The organism is Streptomyces sp. NPDC085946 (assembly GCF_044540485.1).
Taxonomy (GTDB): domain Bacteria; phylum Actinomycetota; class Actinomycetes; order Streptomycetales; family Streptomycetaceae; genus Streptomyces.
The window spans coordinates 81521-103312 of sequence record NZ_JBITSF010000001.1; the positions used below are offsets into that span (position 1 = coordinate 81521).

The 21792-nt window shown below is 73.8% G+C and carries 19 protein-coding genes and 2 tRNA genes; 12 read left to right on the top strand and 9 right to left on the bottom strand.

The annotated features are described in order from the left end of the window. Positions 1-170: 170 nt before the first annotated feature. Entirely contained in the window at positions 171-1646 is a 1476-nt protein-coding gene (locus ACIF8T_RS00400; protein ID WP_400029588.1) for a glycoside hydrolase, read from the bottom strand. A gap of 271 nt (positions 1647-1917) precedes the next feature. Between ACIF8T_RS00400 and ACIF8T_RS00405 the strand changes: the two genes are divergently transcribed. The 3 genes from ACIF8T_RS00405 (at position 1918) to ACIF8T_RS00415 (ending at position 4089) form a co-directional block, all read left to right on the top strand. Then, entirely contained in the window at positions 1918-2229 is a 312-nt protein-coding gene (locus ACIF8T_RS00405) for a DUF6412 domain-containing protein (RefSeq protein WP_400029590.1), read from the top strand. Positions 2230-2345: 116 nt separating this feature from the next. Beyond that, complete coding sequence (locus ACIF8T_RS00410; protein WP_400029592.1) at positions 2346-3062, top strand: YidC/Oxa1 family membrane protein insertase; 717 nt, start codon at positions 2346-2348, stop codon at positions 3060-3062. 169 nt (positions 3063-3231) lie between these two features. Continuing rightward, a complete protein-coding gene (locus tag ACIF8T_RS00415) occupies positions 3232-4089 on the top strand; it encodes a fumarylacetoacetate hydrolase family protein (RefSeq protein ID WP_400029594.1) in 858 nt (285 codons plus the stop codon). 84 nt (positions 4090-4173) lie between these two features. On the opposite strand, the gene ACIF8T_RS00420 is transcribed toward ACIF8T_RS00415, so the two are convergent. The 3 genes from ACIF8T_RS00420 to ACIF8T_RS00430 form a co-directional block, all read right to left on the bottom strand. Further along, positions 4174-5040, bottom strand: a complete 867-nt coding sequence (locus tag ACIF8T_RS00420) for an LLM class F420-dependent oxidoreductase (RefSeq protein WP_400029596.1) — start codon at positions 5038-5040, stop codon at positions 4174-4176. A gap of 107 nt (positions 5041-5147) precedes the next feature. After that, on the bottom strand, positions 5148-5657 hold the full coding sequence (locus ACIF8T_RS00425; protein WP_400029598.1) for a heme-degrading domain-containing protein: 510 nt from the start codon (positions 5655-5657) through the stop codon (positions 5148-5150). After that, positions 5654-6727 (bottom strand): Gfo/Idh/MocA family oxidoreductase, encoded by a 1074-nt coding sequence (locus tag ACIF8T_RS00430; protein ID WP_400029600.1) that lies wholly within the window; start codon positions 6725-6727, stop codon positions 5654-5656. The genes ACIF8T_RS00425 and ACIF8T_RS00430 overlap by 4 nt, the downstream gene beginning before the upstream one ends. A 295-nt stretch (positions 6728-7022) precedes the next feature. On the opposite strand from ACIF8T_RS00430, the gene ACIF8T_RS00435 reads away from it, so the two are divergent. The 6 genes from ACIF8T_RS00435 (at position 7023) to ACIF8T_RS00460 (ending at position 12691) form a co-directional block, all read left to right on the top strand. Beyond that, positions 7023-8138, top strand: a complete 1116-nt coding sequence (locus ACIF8T_RS00435; protein ID WP_400031424.1) for an ROK family protein — start codon at positions 7023-7025, stop codon at positions 8136-8138. 97 nt (positions 8139-8235) lie between these two features. Beyond that, positions 8236-9030: a hypothetical protein gene (locus ACIF8T_RS00440; RefSeq protein WP_400029602.1), complete on the top strand. Its 795-nt coding sequence runs from the start codon at positions 8236-8238 to the stop codon at positions 9028-9030. A 200-nt stretch (positions 9031-9230) separates the two neighbouring features. Continuing rightward, positions 9231-10010 carry an HAD-IIA family hydrolase gene (locus tag ACIF8T_RS00445; protein ID WP_400029604.1) on the top strand — a complete coding sequence of 260 codons (780 nt, stop codon included), beginning with the start codon at positions 9231-9233 and terminating at the stop codon, positions 10008-10010. Positions 10011-10314: 304 nt separating this feature from the next. Further along, positions 10315-10833 carry a hypothetical protein gene (locus ACIF8T_RS00450; RefSeq protein ID WP_400029606.1) on the top strand — a complete coding sequence of 173 codons (519 nt, stop codon included), beginning with the start codon at positions 10315-10317 and terminating at the stop codon, positions 10831-10833. A gap of 2 nt (positions 10834-10835) precedes the next feature. Further along, on the top strand, positions 10836-11504 hold the full coding sequence (locus tag ACIF8T_RS00455; RefSeq protein ID WP_400029608.1) for a class F sortase: 669 nt from the start codon (positions 10836-10838) through the stop codon (positions 11502-11504). A 143-nt stretch (positions 11505-11647) separates the two neighbouring features. Then, the gene (locus ACIF8T_RS00460) at positions 11648-12691 is read left to right on the top strand and encodes a glycoside hydrolase family 6 protein (RefSeq protein WP_400029610.1); all 1044 of its coding nucleotides are present in this window, start codon (positions 11648-11650) and stop codon (positions 12689-12691) included. 84 nt (positions 12692-12775) lie between these two features. Here the strand turns inward: ACIF8T_RS00460 and ACIF8T_RS00465 are convergent, their stop codons facing one another. From ACIF8T_RS00465 to ACIF8T_RS00475, 3 genes are all read right to left on the bottom strand, one after another. Further along, a complete protein-coding gene (locus ACIF8T_RS00465; RefSeq protein ID WP_400029612.1) occupies positions 12776-14716 on the bottom strand; it encodes a galactose oxidase-like domain-containing protein in 1941 nt (646 codons plus the stop codon). Beyond that, a complete protein-coding gene (locus ACIF8T_RS00470) occupies positions 14713-16713 on the bottom strand; it encodes a glycosyltransferase family 2 protein (protein ID WP_400029614.1) in 2001 nt (666 codons plus the stop codon). The genes ACIF8T_RS00465 and ACIF8T_RS00470 overlap by 4 nt, the downstream gene beginning before the upstream one ends. Positions 16714-17322: 609 nt before the next feature. After that, positions 17323-17396 (bottom strand) — tRNA-Lys (locus ACIF8T_RS00475). Positions 17397-17589: 193 nt separating this feature from the next. On the opposite strand from ACIF8T_RS00475, the gene ACIF8T_RS00480 reads away from it, so the two are divergent. From ACIF8T_RS00480 to ACIF8T_RS00490, 3 genes are all read left to right on the top strand, one after another. Beyond that, entirely contained in the window at positions 17590-18741 is a 1152-nt protein-coding gene (locus ACIF8T_RS00480; protein WP_400029616.1) for a hypothetical protein, read from the top strand. A 47-nt stretch (positions 18742-18788) separates the two neighbouring features. Continuing rightward, a complete protein-coding gene (locus ACIF8T_RS00485; RefSeq protein ID WP_400029618.1) occupies positions 18789-19913 on the top strand; it encodes an SPFH domain-containing protein in 1125 nt (374 codons plus the stop codon). 103 nt (positions 19914-20016) lie between these two features. Next, entirely contained in the window at positions 20017-20622 is a 606-nt protein-coding gene (locus tag ACIF8T_RS00490; protein WP_400029620.1) for a lytic polysaccharide monooxygenase, read from the top strand. A gap of 159 nt (positions 20623-20781) precedes the next feature. On the opposite strand, the gene ACIF8T_RS00495 is transcribed toward ACIF8T_RS00490, so the two are convergent. Next, positions 20782-20855: transfer RNA gene (locus ACIF8T_RS00495), tRNA-Lys, on the bottom strand. Between the two features lie 106 nt (positions 20856-20961). Then, entirely contained in the window at positions 20962-21720 is a 759-nt protein-coding gene (locus ACIF8T_RS00500; RefSeq protein WP_400029622.1) for an IclR family transcriptional regulator, read from the bottom strand. Positions 21721-21792: the final 72 nt, after the last annotated feature.

The following is a 21792-nucleotide window of genomic DNA, read 5'->3' on the forward strand; positions in this document are numbered from 1 at the left end:
GCCGGTCGGTGACAAAGGTGAGGGAGGTGCGGGTCAGGGCCGTCCCGAGGCCTCGCCGAGCGGCCGTCGGTTCTCGCCGCTCACCCCGGCCGCGGCCTCCGCCGGCCCGCAACCGCTCCGCACGCCGCCCCACCGGTCCCGCACCCACCCGCCCCTCGCCCGCCCGCCCCCTACGCCACCACCCCGTCCACCTGCACCGTCTGCACCGACTTCGCCGCGAACGGCACGCTCACCGACCTCCCGCTCAGACGGATGTCCGAGCGGGCCGTGTACAGGTCGCCGCCGCCCGTCGTCACCGTGTTCCAGCGGGGGACCAGGCCGCCTGGCCCGCCCGTCACGGAGGAGAAGCGGGAGAGGTCGAAGGTGAGGGTCTGGGGCGAGGCGGAGGTGTTCGCCGCCACGATCACCAGGCGGCGCGCCGCCCGGTCCAGGGCCGCGACCGCGTGGCTCACTCCGGTGCCGAGGATCGTCATGCCCGGGCGGATGTGGCGGCTGAACTGGGCCATCACGTAGTACTTGGTCTGGATCGCGCCGGGCTGGAGCGTGCCCGGGTCGTAGGCGATCATCGCCCAGCCCGCCGACGGGTCCATGACCTGCCAGTAGCACCAGGCCGTCGGGTGCAGCCAGCGGAAGTCGTACAGCAGGTTGCCCGCCATGGTCAGGCCGGTGCCGTCGCCGTCGCCGGTCTCCGAGTTCCACAGGACCTTGCGGGAGGTCGTCACCACGTCCGTGTGGAGCAGGTCGCGCCGGCCCCCCGCGCCCTGGTAGCCGTGCACGTTGACCTGGTCCACCAGCGCCTTCGTCGACGCGCCGAAGGAGTTCCAGGTGGTGCGCGCCAGGTCGTAGCCCGTCTCGTCCGACGCCGAGATCCGCACGCCGGTCAGGTCGCGCCTGTCCAGCTCGCCGCGCAGGTACGACAGGACGGACGCCTGGACCGCGGCGTCCATGTGGCAGCCCTCCTGGGTGCCCGTGGCCGTCCACCAGGAGGAGCTCGGCTCGTTGAACGGGTCGACGGTCGCGAAGTCCACGCCCCAGTGGGTGCGGGCGCGCAGCGCCACGGCCGCCAGGTGGGAGGCGTGCCGGCGGTGGTTCCAGGACTGGAGGTTGTTGCCGCCGTCCGCGGCGCCCGACGGGTTGTGGTTGGCGCACATCCACCACATCGGGGAGTTGGCGAACAGTTCCGGGACGGCGCCGCGCTGCGTCGCCTTCACCAGCATGGCCCGCTGGTCGGCGTCCGCCGACCACTTCCACGCCGGGGACGCCGGGTCCTCGTCGGTCCAGTCCTGCCAGAAGCCCTCGATCTGCTTGAAGCCGGGGATGTTCGGCGACTTCACCATCGACGCGCCGTTCACGCTGTTCCAGCTGCACGCGCCGAGGTTGTAGCGGGCGATGTTCAGGCCCAGCCCGGGGAGCGTCCGGCCGTCGTAGGGGACGGACCCGGTGGTGAAGAACAGGTCGGCGAAGTCGTCCCGGGCGCCGAAGACGTTGGCCCACCAGGCCAGGGAGGTGCCCCAGCCCTGCCAAGTGCCGTACGTCGTCGACGGGTCGACGGCGATCGTGGCGTCCGCGTGCGCGGTGCCGGCCGCCAGGGCGCCGCCGAGGACGGTGCCGCCCGCTGCCGCCAGCAGGCTCCTGCGTCGGATCATGGGTGTTCCGCCTATCCGTCCGAACGGTCAATTGCCCTAGAAAGAAAGGCAGTTGAGCGCTGATGGGCTGGGCTCCCCCGCGTGTCATCCGAAGCATCGGGCGCGTCGGGTGGGATTGTCGAGAGGTGTGACAGCGCTTTCTCCGTCATTCGTCCAACGGTTAGGACAAGGGTTGGCGCCCGGGGGAGGGGTCGTTCGCGGGGGTGGTCCTGTATAACCGTCAGCAGGACGCACACGCGTACGACGCGTACGACGCGAGAGGGGGCAGTCGATGGTCCGTGACCGGACGCGGCTGCGGCCCGCCCTCGTGCCGCTGTTCCTCCTCCTGCAGTGCGTGCTGCTGGACACGGGGAGCCTCACCGCCACCGTCGCCCTCGCCGCCACCGCCGCGGCCGGCGCCGCGCTCACCGCCTGCGCCGTCCTCGCCGCGCGCTGCACGCCCGCCGTGCCGCGCACCCGGGTGCGCACGGCCATCCGCGACCGCGACCGCCGTACCGCCTTCCTGCCGCAGCGCGATCCCGACGCCCGGGGGCGCACCAGGCCCCGGGCGCCCGGACACGCCCTCCCGGCGACCGCCGCGTAGGGCTGCCCGCCCACGGGCCGCCCCGCGCGGGTCGTCATGCCGCCTCTCCCTGCCCGGAACGCCCCCTGCGCGCGTTCCGGACGTCCGGCACGACGAGACCCCCGGAGGGCTCACCCATGTCCGTCTTCGCCTCCCTGGTCGAGCACCTGGCCGACCTGCTCCAGCCGCTGTTCGGCGCCGGCGCCGCGACCGCCGCGATCGTCCTGTTCACCGCGTTCGTACGCCTCCTCCTCCACCCGCTGTCCCGCGCCGCCGCGCGCGGGCAGAAGGCCCGGGCCGCGCTCCAGCCCCGGATCGCCGAACTGCGCAGGAAGCACGCCCGGAACCCGGAGAAGCTGCGGGAGGCCGTCCTCGACCTGCACGCGCGGGCGAACGTCTCCCCCCTGTCGGGCCTCGCGCCGAGCCTGCTCCAGGCGCCCGCGTTCTTCCTGCTGTACCACCTGTTCTCCAGCGACACGATCGGCGGGCGGGCCAACGGACTGCTCGCCCACCGGCTGTTCGCCGCGCCGCTCGGCGGGCGCTGGGCGGACGCGCTGGGCCACGGCGGGCCGTTCGGGGACGCCGGGCTGGTGTACGCGGGGGTGTTCGCCCTCGTCGCGGTCGTCGCCGCGTTCGGCTGCCACCTGACGAAGCTGATGACGGCCGCGAACCCGGCCGTGCCGGTGACGGGGGACGGGCAGCCGGTGCCGGGGGCGGGCGCGATCACCCGGGTCATGCCGTTCCTGCCCTTCCTCACCCTCGTCACCGTGGCCGTGGTGCCGCTGGCCGCCGCGCTGTACGTGGTGACCAGCACGACGTGGAGCGTGGCCGAGCGGGCCGTGCTCCACCGGTAGGCCGGGCGGCGGGCGCCGCGGCCGGGGCGGGGCTTCGGTCCAGTCCGTGAACGGGGTCTTGCGACCTGGACACCGACCTTGGAGGATCGACCGGTCCTCCGATGGCCGGCGCCGCCGCACCCGGTCGCACGCCTCGGCCGGGCGCCCGCGATCGAGGGAGATTGTGATCATGAAGCTGCTGCGAGTCGGTACGGCGGGAGCGGAGCGGCCCGCGCTGCTCGACGCCGACGGGACCCTGCGTGACCTGTCGGGTCTCGTCGCCGACATCGACGGGGCGCTGCTCGCCGACGGGGCCGCGCTCGACCGGATCCGCGCCGCGGCCGGCGCCGGCGAGCTGCCGGCGCTGGACCCCGCCGGGCTGCGGATCGGGCCGCCCCTCGGCCGCATCGGCAAGATCGTGTGCATCGGGCTGAACTACCACGACCACGCGCGCGAGACCGGGGCCGAGCCGCCCGCCGAGCCCGTCGTCTTCATGAAGGCGCCGGACACGGTCGTCGGGCCGCACGACACCGTGCTCGTGCCGCGCGGGTCGGCCAAGACCGACTGGGAGGTCGAACTGGCCGTCGTCATCGGGCGTACGGCCCGCTACCTGGAGTCGGCGGACGCGGGGCTCGCGCACGTCGCCGGGTACGCCGTCGCGCACGACGTCTCCGAGCGGGAGTTCCAGATCGAGCGGGGCGGCACCTGGGACAAGGGCAAGAACTGCGAGACGTTCAACCCGCTCGGGCCGTGGCTCGTGACCGCCGACGAGGTGCCCGATCCGCAGGACCTCGCGCTGCGGCTGTGGGTCAACGGGGAGCTGAAGCAGGACGGCACGACGGCCGAGCAGATCTTCCCGGTGGGGGAGGTCGTGCGGTACCTGAGCCGGTTCATGACCCTGTACCCCGGGGACGTCATCAACACGGGGACGCCCGCCGGGGTGGCGATGGGGCATCCGGAGCCGAAGCCGTTCCTGCGGGCCGGGGACGTGGTGGAGCTGGAGATCGAGGGGCTCGGGCGGCAGCGGCAGGTGTTCGAGGACGCCTGAGCGGTGGGGAACCGCGGTGCGCCGACACCGCGGGCGGTGCGCGGCCGGCCGCGCGGTTCCCCACGCCCCTCGCGTCGGGCCGGGTCAGGCCAGCAGGTCCGCCAGGCGGCGCCAGGCCGCCCTCGGCAGTGCGTCGCGCGGGCCGTCGTCCACCACCTGGAGGGCGAGGTGGTCCGCGCCCGCCTGCTGGAAGGCGGTGATCCGCTCCCGGATCCGGCTGTCGTCGCCCCACGCGAACAGCGCGTCGACCAGGCGGTCGCTGCCGCCGTCGGCCAGGTCGTCCTCGGTGAAGCCGTGCCGCAGGAAGTTGTTGGTGTAGTTCGGCAGGCCCAGGTACAGGGAGAGGAAGTCGCGGGCGAGGGCGCGGGCCCGGTCCGGGTCCGTCTCCAGGACGACCCCCAGCTCCGGGGCGAGCAGCGGGGCCTCGCCGAGGGCCTCGCGGGCCCGCGCGGTGTGCTCCGGGGTCACCAGGTACGGGATCGCGCCCGCCGCCCGGTCCCGGGTCAGCCGCAGCGTCTTCGGGCCGAGGGCCGCCAGCACGCGGCGGTCCGCGGGCACCCCGGCGGTGTCCAGGGCGTCGAGGTGGGAGACGAGCGCCGAGTAGGGGCGGCGGTAGCCGTCCGCGAGCTTGGCGTGGCTGACGCCGAGACCGAGGACGAAGCGGCCGGGGTGGGCCGCCTCCAGCTCGGCGAAGGCCGCCGCGGCGGCGGCCGGTTCGTGCTCCCAGATGCTCTGGATGCTGGTGCCGACGGTGAGCGCCGAGGTCGCCCCGATCAGCGGCGCGGCGTGCCGGGCGGCGCTGTTGCCGCCCAGCCAGACGGCGCCGTACCCGAGTTCCTCCAGTTCGGCGGCGGCCTCGGCGCGTTCGCCGTGCCGGGCGGGGTCCTCCGCGCGCAGACCGACGCTCCAGACGCCGTACCGGCCGACCGTCTCTTTCAGCGGGGTGGTCACAGGTTCCGTCCCTCCGGGTGGCTGCCGTACGCGATCACGTACCGCACGTGCCAACCGGAGGGGGCCCGCGGGTAATCCCCGGTGCGGCCCCGGGCCGCCCGGCCGTGCTACTCGGCCAGGCCGAGGAACTCCTCCAGCGCCTCCACCACGAACCGGTGGTCCTGGAGCTGCGGCAGGCCGGAGACCGTGACCGCGCCGACGACGCCCACGCCCTCGACGGTGACGGGGAACGAACCGCCGTGCGCCGCGTAGGTGTCGGGGTCCAGGCGCGAGGACTCCTCGAACGACGAGCCCTTGGCGCGGAAGCGGGCGCCGACCAGGTAGGAGGCGTGGCCGTAGCGCTCCACGACCCGGCGCTTGCGGGCGATCCAGGCGTCGTTGTCCGGGGCGGAGCCGGGCAGCGCCGCGTGGAAGAGCTGCTGGCCGGCGCGGTGGATGTCGATGGCCACCGGGGCCTGCCGCTCCCGGGCCAGCCGCACCAGCAGCGAGCCCAGCTCCCAGGCGTCGTCGTGGGTGAACTGCCGGAACACCAGCCGCCGTTCCTGCGCCTCCAGTTCCTCCAAACTCGGGGTGAGCTCCGGGTGGAACTTCGGGGTGATCTCCTGGTTGGGCGTCACAGCGTCACCGTCACCTTCTCGCGGGCCGAACGTCGGGCCGCCTCCAGTACCTCCAGGGCGGCGGCCGCCTCCAGCGCGGTCACCGGGTTGGGAGCACCCTCGTGCAGGGCCCGCGCCACCGCCGCGTAGTAGGCGGGGTAGTCGCCCGGCAGGGTCGGTTCCGGGCGGCCGCCGCCGGTCACGGGGGACTCGCCGGCGCCGACCCGGCCCCACAGCTCCTCGGGCTCCACGCCCCAGGCGCCGCCGGTGCCCGGCCGCCCGCCCTCGCGCAGGGCCGCCTCCTGCGGGTCCAGGCCGTACTTCACGTAGCCCGCCTTCGAGCCCAGCACGCGGAAGCGGGGGCCGAGCTGGGCCGTGGTGGCGGAGACGTACAGGTGCGAGCGGACGCCGTTCGCGTGGGTGAGCGCCAGGAAGGTGTCGTCGTCGGTCTCCGCGCCGGGGCGGCGGACGTCCGTCTCGGCGTACACCGCGGTGACCGGGCCGAAGAGGACCAGCGCCTGGTCGACGACGTGGCTGCCGAGGTCGTACAGCAGACCTCCGATCTCCGCGGGGTCGCCGGACTCCCGCCAGCCGCCCTTGGGCCGCGGCCGCCAGCGCTCGAAGCGGGACTCGAAGCGCCACACGTCGCCCAGCTCACCGTCGGCGATCAGCTTGCGCAGGGTGAGGAAGTCGTTGTCCCAGCGGCGGTTCTGGAAGACGGACAGGAGCAGGCCGTGCTCGTCCGCCAGCGCCGCCAGTTCGCGCGCCTCGGCCGCCGTCCCCGCGACCGGCTTGTCCACCACGACCGGCAGGCCGGCCTTCAGGGCGGTCGCCGCGAGCGGGACGTGCGTCTTGTTCGGGGAGGCGACGACGATCAGGTCGAGCTCGCCGGCCCGCTCGAACAGCTCGTCCGGCGACTCGGCGACCCGGACGTCCGGGTGCTCGGCGCGGGCCTGCCGCTGCCGCTCGGGGTTCGCGGTGACCACCGTGTCGAGGGCCAGGCCCTCGGTGGCGGCGATCAGCGGGGCGTGGAAGACGGAGCCGGCCAGGCCGTATCCGACGAGGCCGACGCGGAGGGGGGTGCCAGTCATGCGTCTACTTTCGCAACGCTGTTGCCAAAGTGCAAGCGCAGGAGAGAATGGGAGCGTGGACAGGGCGAGTGACGGAGCGGGCGCGAGCGGCCCGGAGGGGCGCGGTGACCGGCCGGACGGTGACGATCGGCCGGACGGCGAGGGCCGGCCGGACAGCGGTGACCGGCTGGGTGGCGAGGACCGGCCCGGCAGCGGTGATCGTCCGGGCAGCGGTGACCGTCCGGGCGCCGGTGACGATCCGGGCGACGGTGACCGGCACGGCAGCCGCGGCGGTCGGGCCGTGACGGCGGGCGGCATGCGCGGTCGCGGCGCGACGGGCGGCGCGAACCTGCTGGCGCTGCGCAGCCACAACACCGCCCTCGTCCTGGACCTGCTGCGCACGGCCGGGGCCGGCGGCATCAGCCGGCTGGAGCTCGCCGAGCGGACCGGGCTCACCCCGCAGGCGGTCAGCAAGATCACGGCCCGGCTGCGCGCGGACGGCCTCGCGGCCGAGGCCGGGCGCCGCGCCTCCACCGGCGGCAAGCCGCGCACGGTGCTGCGGCTGGTGCCGGAGGCCGGGTACGCGGCCGGGGTGCACCTGGACCGCGACGAGCTGCGGGCGGTCCTGGCCGACCTCAGGGGAACCGTGGTGGGGGAGCGGCGGACCCCGCTGGACCTGGGGGCCGGCGCGCGGGCCGTGGTCGCGGCGGTGGCGGACGTCGTGGAGCGGCTGGTGTCCGAGGAACTGCCGGCGACCGCCGGGGCCGGTGCCCTGCTCGGCGTGGGGGTCGCGCTGCCCGGCCCGCTCGACCATGCGCGGGGCGTGCTGCACCGGGTCACCGGCTTCCCCGAGTGGGACGGGTTCCCGCTGCGGGACGCCCTGGCGCGGCGGCTGGGCGTGCCGGTCGTGGTCGACAAGGACACCAACGCCGCCGCCCTCGCCCTGGCGGTCGGCGGCGAGGGCGGCTCCTTCGCCTACCTGCACCTCGGGACCGGACTCGGCGCCGGGCTGGTGATCGCGGGCAGCGTGCACCGGGGGGCCCGGACCGGGGCCGGCGAGTTCGGGCACCAGGTCATCCAGCTCGACGGACCGCCCTGCACCTGCGGCGACCGCGGCTGCGTCGAGGCGCTGTGCCTGGCCGCCGTCGCGCGCGGCGAGCTCGACGAGGCGGCCCGGGTGCTGGGCGCGGGCGCCGCCAACCTGGCCGGGCTGCTCGACATCGACCTGGTCCTGCTCGGCGGCCGCACGGTCGCCGCCGCGCCGGAGGTGTTCGTCCGCGGGGTCGGCGCGGTCCTGGACGCACGCGCCCGCCGCGCGGGCGGGCGGGACGGAGCGGTGCCGGTGCGCAGCGTGCCCGGCGGGGCGCGCGGGGTCGCGGAGGGCGCGGCCCAACTCCTCCTCGCGCCGCTGTTCGGGCGGGGCGACGCCTGAGGACTGGTCCGGCCGGGCGGCCGCGCTGCGCCGTCCGGGGCCCCCGTACGGCACGGCGTCCCCCGTGGGCCGCGTCCACCGGCATGGTCATGTGTTCATGCGACGGTATGCGCCCACCTCCCTCTGCCTGTCGGCGGCCGCCGCCGCCCTCCTCGCCGTGCCGGTCGCCGCGCACGCGGCCGCCCCGGCCCCCGAGCCCGGCTGCGCCGCCTCCGACGACCAGGCGTTCCCCCTCACCACCCGCATCCACGGCGGCCCCGACCGCTACGAGGCCGGCGGCGGCTTCGGCACCTGGTACCTGGACCTCACCAACACCACCGACCGGACCTGCACCCACATCCACCCGGTCGTCGTCCTCGTCGACGCCCGGCGCGCCCTGCTGCCGTCCCAGCCCCAGCTGGAGTTCTACGACGGCGACCGGCCGCGCCCCGTCCGCTTCGAGCGCACCGAACGGGACGAACTCGTCGCCGCGCTGGCCGACGACGGCGGCGAGGCCGGGGACACCACCGCGCCGCCCGCCTTCCCCGGCTTCACCGTGGGCCCCGGCCGCACCCTCACCGTGAAGCTCCGGCTCTCCTTCACCGCGGACGCCGCACCCGACGAGGTCACCGCCAACGCCGCCGTCGTCCAGCGCCACCGGGACGACGGCGACTGGGTCGGCCAGTCCGGCGACTACCGCTTCCGCATCCGCGCCTACCCCCCGCCGGACGAGGCGGAGACCGGCCCCGCCTCGCCCGCCCCCCGGGCCTCGGACCCCGCCGTGTCCAGCCCGTTCCCGTTCGCCGACGAACTCGCCCGCACCGGACCCGGCCGGGCCTACGCGGCGCTCGCGGGCGTGGCCCTGCTGCTCGCCGCCGGCGGTGCGCTGCTGGTGGCGCGGCGGCGCCGCTGAGGGGGCGCCAGGAGGAGGGACCGCCCACCGCCCGGCGCCGCCGGGCGGTCGCCGACGGGACACGGGTGAAAGGCGGCCCCTCCGCGGTACCTGGTGATCGACGGGGTCCGGATCACGCCGTCCTGACTAGGCTGGGGCCGTCGGTACGCCGTGGTTCCGGCCCAGCCCCTGCCCGCCCGTACGCCAGGAGACCGAAGCACATGCCAGACCGCAAGCCCATCGAGTCATGGCTCACCGACATGGACGGCGTCCTCATCCACGAGGGCGTGCCCATCCCCGGCGCCGACGCCTTCCTCAAGAAGCTGCGCGAGTCCGGCAGGCCCTTCCTGGTCCTCACCAACAACTCCATCTACACCCCGCGCGACCTGCACGCCCGGCTGCGCCGCATGGGCCTGGAGGTGCCGATCGAGAACATCTGGACCTCGGCCCTGGCCACCGCCAAGTTCCTCGACGACCAGCGGCCGGGCGGATCGGCGTACGTCATAGGCGAGGCGGGGCTGACCACCGCGCTGCACGACATCGGCTACATCCTCACCGACCACGAGCCCGACTACGTGGTGCTGGGCGAGACGCGCACCTACTCCTTCGAGGCCATGACCAAGGCGGTCCGGCTGATCAACGGCGGCGCCCGCTTCATCTGCACCAACCCCGACGAGACCGGCCCCTCCACCGAGGGCCCGCTCCCGGCGACCGGCGCGGTGGCCGCGCTGATCACCAAGGCGACCGGCAAGCAGCCGTACTTCGCGGGCAAGCCGAACCCGCTGATGATGCGCACCGGGCTCAACGCCATCGGCGCGCACTCCGAGTCCAGCGCGATGATCGGCGACCGCATGGACACCGACGTGCTGGCCGGCATCGAGGCCGGGATGCAGACCTTCCTCGTGCTCACCGGCCTGACCGCGCCCGAGCAGGTGGAGAACTTCCCGTACCGGCCCTCGCAGATCGTGGACTCCATCGCGGACCTCGTCGACCGGATCTAGGGGCTGCCGTCCGGATCACGCCGCGGACGCGGGCCCGGTGCGCGCGTCCGCGGCGTCGTCGTCGGTCGCCGGTGCTCCGCATCGCCGCCCTCCTGCGCCGTGCGGCCGCACACACCGGGCCCCGCTCACCGGCGCCGACGGCCTACGGCCGATTCCCCGCGACCTGATCCGAACGACAGCTCCAGGCCGCTCCGGGCGCCCGCGCCGTCCAAACCCGTCGTCACCCGTCCGGCGCACCCCGGCCCGCCTCGAGGATGCGGGGCGGGGTGCGGCGGGGCAGGCTCCAGGGGACTGGAGGTACACGATGGGATCACTGCGCGTCACTCTCTGTTCGGGTGCCCTGGCCGCCGTCGCCCTCGCGCCGGAGGCGCACGCGGCGGGCGGCGGGGGCGTCTCGGTGATCCCGGCCGCTCCCGCCCCCGGCACCGACGTCACGCTGCGCGTGTCCGACTGCGCCGAGCGGACCGCCGTGGCCGCCTCCTCCGCGCTGGTCGCGGCCGTGCCGCTGGCCCCCGCCGACGGCACGCTCGTCGGGGAGAGCCGCGTCCGCTCCACCCTCACCGCCGGTTCCTACGCCGTGAGGGTCACCTGCGGCGGCACCGCCCGCACCGGCACGATCACCGTCGCACGGGCCGGTGCGCGGCCGTCCGCCCCGGCATCACCCGTCGCCCCGGTGCGGGCGGGCGGCGGCGGCACCGCCCGGCTCGCCGCCGAGGCCCGGCAGACCGGCCCCGGCACGGCGCACGCGGTGACCGGGGCGGTCCTGGCCGGGATCGCCGCGGTGGCCGTCGCCCGGGCCCGCCGGAGCCGTGGAGCGCGGTGACGATGTCCGACGACAGACGGCGCGGCTCCGGCGCGGGACGCATGACGATCGGCCTGGCCTGGGCGGTCCTGCTGCTCGGGCTGTGGCTGTGGGGCCGCGAGGCGACCGACGTACCGCCCGGGACGTCCGGGCCGGCCACCGGCGACATGGCGGCGGTGGGCCGGCCGCCCCACAGGGAGCTGCCCCCCGCCCACCGCCCGCTCGCGGACGCGCTGCCGCAGCGCGTCGACATCCCCGGCCTCGGCGTCCAGGCCCCGGTGGTGGCCCGCGGCCTGGACGCGCGCGGCGCGCTCGACCCCCCGCCCCTCGACCAGCCCGGAGTCGTCGGCTGGTACGCGGGCGGGGCCAAGCCGGGCGCGGCCGGCACCGCGCTGATGGTCGGGCACGTCGACACCGAGACCCGGCCCGCCGTCTTCCACCGGATCGGCACCCTGCGGCCCGGCGACAGGATCCGGGTGGTCCGCGACGACGCCCGGGTGGCCGAGTTCACCGTCGACGACGTCCAGGTCGTCGCCCGCGACCGCTTCGACGCCCACCTGGCCTACGGGCCGCGCCGGGCCGGCCGGGCCGAGCTGCGGCTGGTGACCTGCGGCGGCACCTTCGACGAGCGGACCCGCAGCTACACGGCGAACGTGATCGTCTCCGCCTACCTCACGGGGACCGGCCGCTGACCGCTCCCCGTGCCGTCCGCCCAGGTGGCACCGGCCGGGGCGAGGGTAGACGGGCCGCGGACGGGGAAGTCGCCGACCGCGTGCGGGGCGCGGGACCTATGTCAGGATTGGGGCTCGGAACGGTGCACCCGAGGGGGAGTTGGATGTACGGCAGCAGGGGGGTGGGGGCGTCCGTCGCGAGGCGGGCGTCCGCAGCGGTGCTGGGGGCGGCGCTGCTGGCCACGGGGTGTTCGGGCGACGGCGACGGTGACGGGGCGAACGGCGGGGGCGGCACCGGGGCGGGCGCCGGGATCACCCAGCGGCCCAAGGACGTCACCCCGTTCTGGGTGAACCCGGACGGTACGGCGGCCCGGCAGCTCGCGGCCCTGGAGAAGGCCGGCAAGAAGGACGAGGCCGCCCGGATCCGCAAGATCGCCGAGCAGCCGACCGGCGAGTGGATCAGCCCGGACAACCCCGAGGAGCAGGCCCGCGGCTTCACCGAGGCCGCCGACAAGGCGGGGCGCACCGCCCTGCTGGTCCTCTACAACATCCCGCACCGCGACTGCGGCCAGTACTCGCAGGGCGGCGCCGCCGACGGCGACGCCTACCGGGCGTGGATCGACGGCGTGGCCAAGGGCATCGGGGACCGTCCGGCGACGGTCGTCCTGGAGCCCGACGCGGTGCTGCACCTGGTGGACAGCTGCACCCCGGACCAGTTCCACGAGGAGCGCTACGACCTCCTCAAGGGCGCCATCGCCAAGCTCACGGCGCTGGAGAACACCAAGGTCTACCTGGACGCGGGCAACGCCGGCTGGGGGAAGCCCGACCAGATCTTCGAGCCGCTGAAGTGGGCCGGCATCGACCGGGCCGACGGCTTCTCGGTCAACGTCTCGAACTTCTACACCACCGAGGACTCCATCGCGTACGGCAAGGAGCTGTCCGCGAAGGTCGGCGGCAAGCACTTCGTCGTCGACACCAGCCGCAACGGCAACGGCCCCTACACCGAGGGCGATCCCGGCGAGCGCTGGTGCAACCCGCCGGGCCGGGCGCTCGGCGAGACCCCGACGGTCAGGACCGCCGACCCGCTGGTGGACGCCTACCTCTGGGTGAAGCGTCCCGGCGAGTCCGACGGCGAGTGCAAGGGCGGCCCGAAGGCCGGCCAGTGGTGGGGCGAGTACGCCGTGAAGCTGGCGCAGGGGTCGGACTGACGGGTTCCGGCGGCTCCCGGTCGCGGGAACGGGACGGCCCCCGGCGCTCGGCGCCGGGGGCCGTCGTCGTGGCCCGGGGACGGGTCAGGAGATCTTGACCCACCGCGCCTTGCTCGGCACGCCCTGCCCGTCCGTGGCGAACAGCATGTACCAGCCCGGCTGCACCAGGTTCCGGTTCTTCGGCACGGTCACCGTGAGCCGGTCGCCGTCCGCCTCGAAGTCCAGCGCGATCGACCGCTGGTCGACGTCCGTGACGTGCGTGGACGCGCTCGGCCGGATGAGCCGCACCTTCTCGACCGACGCCGCCTGCTTCGAGGTGAAGGTCCCGGACGCGCCGCGCGCGAGGGTCTGCGGACCGCCCGACAGCTCCGGCCGCGCCCCGTCCTGGTACAGGTACGGCGGCGTGTAGATCTCGATGCGCTGCTCGAACCGGCCCGGCTTGGTGTTGGCCTTGTCGGCGAAGAGCGAGTCGGAGCCGAAGACCATGACCCGCCCGTCGGGCAGCAGGACCGAGCCGGAGTGGTAGTTGCGGCCCACCAGCGGGTCGGCGACCCGCTGGAACGCGTTCTTCTCCGTGTCGTACAGCCGCGCCTGGAGGATGTTGGAGTCGCCGCGGCCGCGGTAGTCCTCCGAGCCGCCGGTGACCAGCACGCTGTCGTCGGGCAGCACCGAGGCCTGCGGGTAGCGCGTGCCCTTCTCCAGCGCCGGGCCGTCCACGAAGCGCGGGTTGTCGGCCTTCAGGTCGACGATGCGGGTCTTGTTGCTGGACAGCCGGGACTCGCCGACCCCGCCGCCGCCGATCACCATGTACTTCTCGTCCTGCGCCGGCGGCAGCAGCACCGTGCCGGACGTCTCCATCAGCTTCGGGTCGCTCAGCCCGGGGATCTTGGTGAAGGCGTTGGTCTCCACGTCCCAGACGCCGGGCTCGCGGCCCACGTCGTCCGGCCCGTAGCCCGCGTTGGAACCCGAGTAGAAGATCTTGCCGTTCTGCATGAGGAACAGCGCCGGGTACGTCGGGAACTGGCGGGCCTTCGCCGTGTACGTCCACTTCTTGGTCTCGGGGTCGAAGATCTCGTTCTTGCCCGGGACCAGCTGGCCGATGTCGTCGAGGCCGGAGACGCTGAGGATCTTGCCGTCGCTCAGCGTGGTGAGCGTCGGGTACCAGCGGGCCTCGTTCATCGGGTCGACCTTGATGTACTTCTCGGCGACCGGGTCGAACTCGTAGGCGTCGCGGATGCCCTGGAAGTCCTTCTTGTCCAGGGCGAGCTTCTGCGCCATGCCGTAGGTGTTGCGGGCGTCGGCGCCCTTCAGGCCCTGGATGCGGTAGTTGTCCTGGGTGCCGGTCTCGTACTTGGCGCCCTCCTTGGCCGCCTCGACGTAGATCCGGCCGAGCCCGGGGTCGTTGCCCAGGAACGCGCCCGTCGCCGGGTCGAACTTCTTCTTGGCGCGCGGCACGAGGACCGGGTCCTTCGAGATGAAGGTCTTGCCGTTCTCCTTGCCGGTGAACTTGGTGCCCGCGGGCAGGGTGATCGGCTTGTCCGGGTTCTCGTTGTGGACGATCATCAGGCCGCCGGCCTTCTTCACGTCGCCCTTGAGCTTCTCGTACCGCTTGGTGCCGCCCGCGATCAGCAGGTTGCCGTTGGCGAGCTGGGTGTGGCCGGTGCAGAACAGGTCGGTCGGCGTGGGGACCTTCTTGATGGTGCCCTTGACCGGGTCCCAGATGCGGGTGTCGTACCTCTTCGCGTCGAAGTTGTCCTGGTTGTTGCCCGACCCCGCGACGAGCAGCACCTTGCCGGTGCGCAGCAGCGCCGCGTGGATGGTGTTCTGCCGGTACTCCTCGGGGAACTCGACGATCTCCCACTTGCCGTTGGCGGCCTTGTACTCGGGCTTGTTGATCTTGTACTGGTGGTATTTCTCGGTGCCGAAGCGGTAGAGCCACGGCCCGTTCATGCCGGCCAGCGCGAGTACCACCGCCGTGCCTATCGCGAGTCGACGGGCGCGGCGGCGGCCTGCACGGTCGTTCATTCCTTACGTCCCCCAAGTCCACCAAGGGCGATCTGCATGGTCTGGTCGTTGCCTCCGTCGGCGCCTCCGGGGGAGGCGGACCAGCTGGGCCGGGCCTGCGGGGCGTGCGCCTGCTGTTGCTGGGGCACGGGCGGCACCCGGTGCGGCCCCGCGGCCTCCTGCGGCGGTGCGGCGGAGGGCGCGCCCGACGCGTGCGCGCCGGGCTTCTTCCGCGCCTGCCGCAGCTCGTGGCGCCAGGCGAAGATCGGGAACGCCGTGATGAGCATGGCGAACACGGCCCAGATGACCATCGCCGGGTGGGAGTGGCCGAAGACGAAGCCGGCCGCGATGGAGCCGCCGAAGATCGCGATGAAGTACCAGTGGTACCGGAACGTCCCGAACCAGCGGTCCGGGCTCGCCGAGTCGCCCTTGGGGGTGACCACGAACTTGCTCTTGCGCCGCAGCGCGGAGTCGATCAGCGCCTTGGCGTACAGCGGCGCCGACAGCGCCGACATCACCATGCCGGCCACGCCGCCGGAGCCCTCCGGCTCGTGCGGCGAGACGTTGTGGCGGCGGTTCCAGACGTACAGGCCGATCTGCAGGGCGGAGGCGTTGCCGTAGAGCATCAGCCACACCGCCGGGTCGATGTTCACACCCGAGGCGCCCAGGCCCAGGAACAGCGCACAGCTCAGCGCCGCCAGGATCCAGTTGAGGGCCGACATCGGGTAGAAGATGATCATCATCGTGTAGTTGAAGAGCTTGCTCGGCGGCAGCGAGTACCAGCCCTTCCAGTACTGCTTGAGGATCGTCTCGTACGTCCCTCGCGACCAGCGCATCTGCTGGGTGAAGAAGTCCGTCCAGGCGCTGGGGCCCTCGCCCACCGCGAGCACGTCCGGGGTGTACACCGAGCGCCACTTGTTGCCCGTGGCCGGGTTCTTGTGGCGGTGGATCTCGAAGCCGGTGGCCATGTCCTCGGTGATCGAGTCGTACAGGCCGCCGATCTGCTTGAGCGCCTTGATGCGCACGGCGTTGGAGGTGCCCACGAACATCGGCGCGCCGTACTTGTTGCCGGCGCGCTGGATGAGCGCGTGGAAGAGGAACTGCTGCGACTCGGCCGCCTTGGTGACGAAGTTGTCGTAGTTGCCGTACACCTGCGGGCCGATGACGAAGCCGACGTCCGGGTCGCGGAAGAAGCCGAGCATCCGCTCCAGGTAGTTGGGCAGCGGCACGTGGTCGGTGTCGACCGAGGCGAAGAAGTCGTAGTCGTCGCCGTGGGCCTCGAGCCAGGCGTTGTAGTTGCCGTGCTTGGTCTTGGCGCGGTGCGGGCCGGAGGGCTGGTTCCACTTCGCCACGCCCTTGCGGGAGAAGTGGTGCACGCCCAGGCGCTCGCAGACCGCCTTCACCTCGGGGTCGTCGCCCTCGTCGAGCAGCCAGACGTGCATCAGGCCCCGGTGGCGGATCCTGACGGCCGCCTCCAGGGTCTTGGTCACCATCTCCAGCGGCTCCTTGCCGGGCACGAAGGAGGTGAGGAAGGCCACGCGGGTGCCGGTCTCGGGCACCACCGGGACCGGGTCGCGGGCGACCAGCGTGGCGTGCGCGTTGGACAGCACATTCATGCAGCGGAAGAACTCGATCAGGCCGATCGAGACGAGCATGACGACGTCGAGCGCCGGCAGCCAGTCGAAGGCCGGGTAGTCGCGCTCGGTCCAGTGCGAGGGCTGGAGCAGCCACACCAGCAGCACCAGCGACAGCACGGGGGCCGCCGCCAGCATCAGGGCGATCCGGATGCGGTGCGGCTCCTGCGAGATCAGCGAGCGGTACTGCACCTTGTACGGCTTGGCCGGATCGGGCTGGGTGAGGGGACCAGCGAGCCGGCTGTAGTGCTCGTAGTCGTATTTCGGCAGGGTCTTCTTGATCCGCCGGAATGTCCCCGTGGTGCTCATCCGGTGGGCCGGCACCCTGAGCTGGGTGGTCTGTGACGGGTCGTCCTGCCGGGAGCCCGTCGGTGTCGACGTCATGAGTCATCCCCCCACACGCGGCTCCCCGCGTGTTTCGTCGCTTCCTACCGCCTGCTGCCGGTCCCCCTCGACCGTCACAGACGTATCAGTGGTGGGTCGCTGTCACCACGTCATCCACACCCTATAGACATGGCAACGCGACGTTCCGGTTGCATGATGCCCCCCTCGGCATCCCGTCATGAACGGGGCCCCTCTCCCCGCAGTACGGGCAACCGGTCCCTGCCCCCCAACTACCGCGTTCGTGCGGAATGTTGAAGAACCAGGGTTCTACGGTGTTCATCATGATCGCAAGATGCGAAACACGGTGTTTACCGGTCATATCCGCTCATTGTGGTGCCAGTGGGGAGCGGGTGGAGCCGCTGCGGACAGGTGCGGGGGGATGTTACCGAAGTATTCTCCTATGGACTCCTCTGCCCGGATCGCATGACCGCGGCGGGCCGCGCCCGGTATCTTTCGGCCCCGGCCGGTCCGGGTGCGGCCGGCGCCCCGGGCGGCCCGCCGTCCCATACGGTCGGCGGGCGCGTCGCGTTCAACGGGACCGCCCCGGACGGCCGGCCCGCCGGACCCATGCAGAAGGCCCCCCGCCGGAGCGAGGGGCCTTCTGGTCGGTGCGCCGCCAGGGACTCGAACCCCGGACCCGCTGATTAAGAGTCAGCTGCTCTAACCAACTGAGCTAGCGGCGCGTGCTGACGGGACAACTCTACAGGACGCCGGAGGGTGCTCCCGACCACCCGGCGCCCCGGCCGCGGGCCCGGAAACCCGCCGCCGGACCCCGTACATCATTCGGACCGTCAACATGCGCACCGGGACGACGGTTGAGAAACTGCCGACGTGCACGGGCGCGGACCATTCCACCGGAAATGTGAGGGGCATCGCATGGGGTCTCCGGTATGCGAGGAATTCGATCCCGCGAGCGACTGCGACTGTCCCGGCCGCGTCCACCGGCGGCGGGTCCTGCCGTACTACCGGGCCGGCCGGGGTGCCGGCCATCCGGCCGCGCACCGGGTCCGGGCCGTGACGGCCGCCGCGACCGCCGCGCCCCGCCGTTCGGACGTTCCCGCAGGTGACGAGCCCGGAACCGCTCAGGGCGGTCCGGCACCGCTGCACGGCCCCGGCGGCCGCCCGGCCCGGCCCGCCGGTCCCCCGGCGGCTCCCGCGATCACCCGCACGGAGATCATCGAGCGGGCCACGGCCCGGGTCGCGGCCGAGGTGCCGTACCGCCTGTCCGGTCACTGGTCCGACGGATACCGGCAGGACTGTTCGGGATATGCGCCGATGGCCTGGAAGCTGCCCGGGAACGAATGGACGGGTTCGCTCGCCCGGTACGCGGACCGCATTTCCGAGGCGGAAATCCGGGCGGGCGACATTCTGCTGTTCCACAATGCGGCGGACCCCCGGAACGACTCGCGCGTCGTCGTTTTCGGAGGCTGGACGGACCGCACCCGGAGCTCCCGCACCGCCTACGAGCGGACCCGCCCGCACACCCGTCGGCAGACCGTTCCCCGTGCCTGGGGGAGCGGTTCCGCTTATGTCCCCCACCGGTACAAGGGGATCGTGCCGGACCCCGCCCGGCCCGCCACGACGCCCCCGGCGCCGTACCCGGGAGCGGCGTCCCGCGGCCACGGCCCGCACCACGGGCACGTCGCCCGGCCCGGCCGCGTGCTCGTCGCGCGCGGCGCCGGGCGGTTCCACGCCTCCGGTCCCGGTCCGCGCCGGACGGACGCGGACCGGCGGGGCGCCGCCGCCGACGGGCTGCCGGGCCCGCCGGCCCGGCTGCTGCCGGTCACGGACCGGGGCGGGGACGGCACGGCACCGGCCGCGGCGCCCCCGGCCTCGCACGGGGTCCACGGCTGTCCGGGCCGGGCCGTGTTCCGGCCCGGCGCGGACACCCCGTACGTCACCCGGCTGGGGAAGCACCTGGTGAGGAAGGGGTTCGGCACGCACTGCACGACCGGGCCGGGGCCGCGGCGGGGCGGCGCGGCGGACGGCCACCCGGGGCCGGAGACCTGGCGGCGGCTCTTCTCCTGAGCGCCGACCCCTGTCATGACGCGTCTGGCGCGGAGGCTGGAGCACGCATGAGGACGACCCCTTCCCACACGCCCGGGCCCGAGGATCCCGCCGGGGGCGTCCCGGCCCGGCCCGCCCGGCTCATCCGGAACGAGGCCGCCACCGAGATCCCGGTCCACCTGCTCTTCCGCGACGCCCCCACCCCGGTGCCCGTGCCGCTCGGGCCCGCGGTGGTGGGCCGGCGGCAGGGCACCGGGGAGCAGCCGCGCCCGCGCCGGCCGGTGGCCGCGCGGCACCGTCCCGTGCCGCGGGTCGATCCCGACCTGGTGGAGCGGCCCGCCCGGGTGCTGCCCGGTGCGGCGGGGGTGCTCGCCGGGGCGTGCGGGGCGGCCGGGTGCCTGGCCACGTCCTGGTGGGCGGGCCTGGTGCCGCCGTCCGCGGCGCAGTCGCTGGGGCTGCCGGGCCACGCGGGCGCCGGACTCGGTCCCGCCCAGTGGGCGGCGTACGCCGGAGCCGGCGCGCTGGCCCTGTTCGGCCTCGGCGGGCTGGCGCGGGGGCGGACCGGGCGGGCGTGGGTGCTCGGCCTGTTCGGCCGCTACCGGGGGACCGTGCGGCGCTCCGGTCTGCTGTGGGTCAACCCGCTGCTGCTGCGCCGGCGGGTCGACGTGCGGTTGCGGCACTGGCGCAGCGAGCCGATGGCCGGGGCCGACGCGAGCGGGGTGGCCCTGCGCGTGGTCGTCCTGGTGGTGTGGCGGGTGCGGGACACCGCGCGGGCCACGCTGGGCGTGGAGGACCACGAGGCGTACCTGCGCGCGTGCGTCGAGGCGGCGCTGGTGCGGGTGCCGGTGGAGACGCCGGGCGGAGCCGGGGGGTCCGCCGGCGCGGCCGGTGACGCGCTGACCCGGCTCGTGACGGCGGACGCGGGACCGGTCGGCCTGGAGGTGTACTCCGTGCAGCCGCTGCGGGTGGAGTACGCCCCCGAGGTCGCCTCCGCCATGCACCGCCGCCGGATCGCCGCGCTGGACGCCCAGTACCGGGCGAGCGTGCTCACCTCGGTCGTGGACTCGGTGGAGGACACGGTGACCCGGCTGACCACGCGCGGGCTCGTCGAGCTCGACGACCGCGAACGCAAGGCGCTGGTCAAGGACTTGACGGTGGCGTTCTGCGCGGGCCGTGGCGAACAAGGTCCGTGATTGGTATGGACATGTTCAACCCGCGGTCATAATGTGGGACTTGGTCTAGACCTACTCTGCACGGCTCACTGAATCTCCCCCACGTTCTCCAGGAGCGGCAGCAATGCGCAAAAAGACCAAGTGGTACGCCGCCGCGCTCGGGCTCACCACGGCAGGGGCCCTTGTGCTCTCCACCGGCGGCGCGAGCAGCCACGGCTACACCGACCTTCCCCTCAGTCGGCAGAAGCTCTGCCAGAACGGCACCGTCACCAACTGCGGAGCCATCCAGTGGGAGCCGCAGAGCGTCGAGGGCCCCAAGGGCTTCCCGGCCTCCGGACCGGCCGACGGACGGCTGTGCTCCGGGAACAACACGACGTTCGCGCAGCTCGACAGCCCGCGCACGCCCTCGGGCGGCGCCTGGCCGGCGACCAAGGTGACGGGCGGCCAGAGCTACACCTTCCGGTGGCAGTTCACGGCCATGCACGCCACGACCGACTTCAAGTACTACATCACCAAGCCGGGCTGGGACCAGAACCACAACCTCGCCCGGTCCGACCTCAACCTCACCCCGTTCCTGACGGTGCCCTACGGCGGTCAGCGCCCGCCGTCCACCCTCTCCCACAGCGGCACCCTGCCGACCGGGCTGAGCGGGCGGCACGTCATCCTCGCGGTGTGGACGATCGCCGACACGGGCAACGCCTTCTACGCGTGCTCGGACGTCACGTTCTGAGGTTCCCGGGGTCACCGGTGCGGCCGGCGCGGGGAGGTTCCCCGCGCCGGCCGGTCGCGTCCGGCGGACCGGCCCCGGAGCGGTACCGGGGCGGCCCCGGCCGGTGCGCCGGGGCACATGCCGAGGGGCCCCTCGCTCCCACGAGAGGCCCCTCATCTGTGCGCCGCCAGGGACTCGAACCCCGGACCCGCTGATTAAGAGTCAGCTGCTCTAACCAACTGAGCTAGCGGCGCATGACTCCCGCCGTCCGCGTGAAGCGCGTCTCGCGGCCGGCGACGAGAGAAATACTACCTGGTCCCGGGGGGTGCTTCCGACCGCCCGGGACCAGGGCCGGCAGTCCTAGATCGTCAGGGACAGCAGGACCGGCGCCGCGTTCCGGTTCAGGGTGTCGGCGGCCCGGCGCAGCCGGTGCGCGTGGGCGACGGGCAGCGACAGGGCGAGGCAGCCCGCCGTGGCGCCGGCCGTGAGCGGGACGGCCGCGCAGACCGTGCCGACCGCGTACTCCTGGAGGTCCAGGACGGGCACCGTGGGCGGCTGGGACTCCAGGCGGGAGAGCAGCAGCTTGTCGCTGGTGATGGTGCGCGAGGTCAGGCGGGCCATCCGGTGCCGGGAGAGGTGGTCGCGGCGGCCGTCGTGGTCCAGCTGCGTCAGCAGGCTCTTGCCGACGGCGGTGGCGTGGGCCGAGGAGCGGAAGTCCACCCACTCGTTCACCCTCGGGGTGTCCGGGCCGTCGGCGTACTGCGTGACCTTGACCTCCCCGTCGACGTACCGGCTGAGGTAGACGGCGGCGCCCACCGAGTCGCGCAGCCGGTCGAGGATGCGCTGGAGCTTCTCGCGCAGCGCCTCCTCGCGGTCCTCGGCCGAGCCGAGGCGGGCCAGGGCCTCCCCGGTGACGTAGGCGCCGTCGGCCACCTGCTCGACGTATCCCTCGCGGCGCAGCATGCGCAGGAGGGCGGTCAGTCGCTCCTGCCTCAGGCCGGTGTGGCGGACGAGGTCGGCTTCGGTGACTCCGGCGGTGTACCGCGCCACCGTCTCCAGGACGCGCAGGGCGTCCTGGGCCGAGTGGTGCGGCGCGGTCGGCTCGTGCTTCAGCGCCACGGTGGTCTCCCCCTGCGCTTGCTGATAAGGCCGTAATCCGGTCGGTTAACCTCTTCCACGATAACCGGCAAG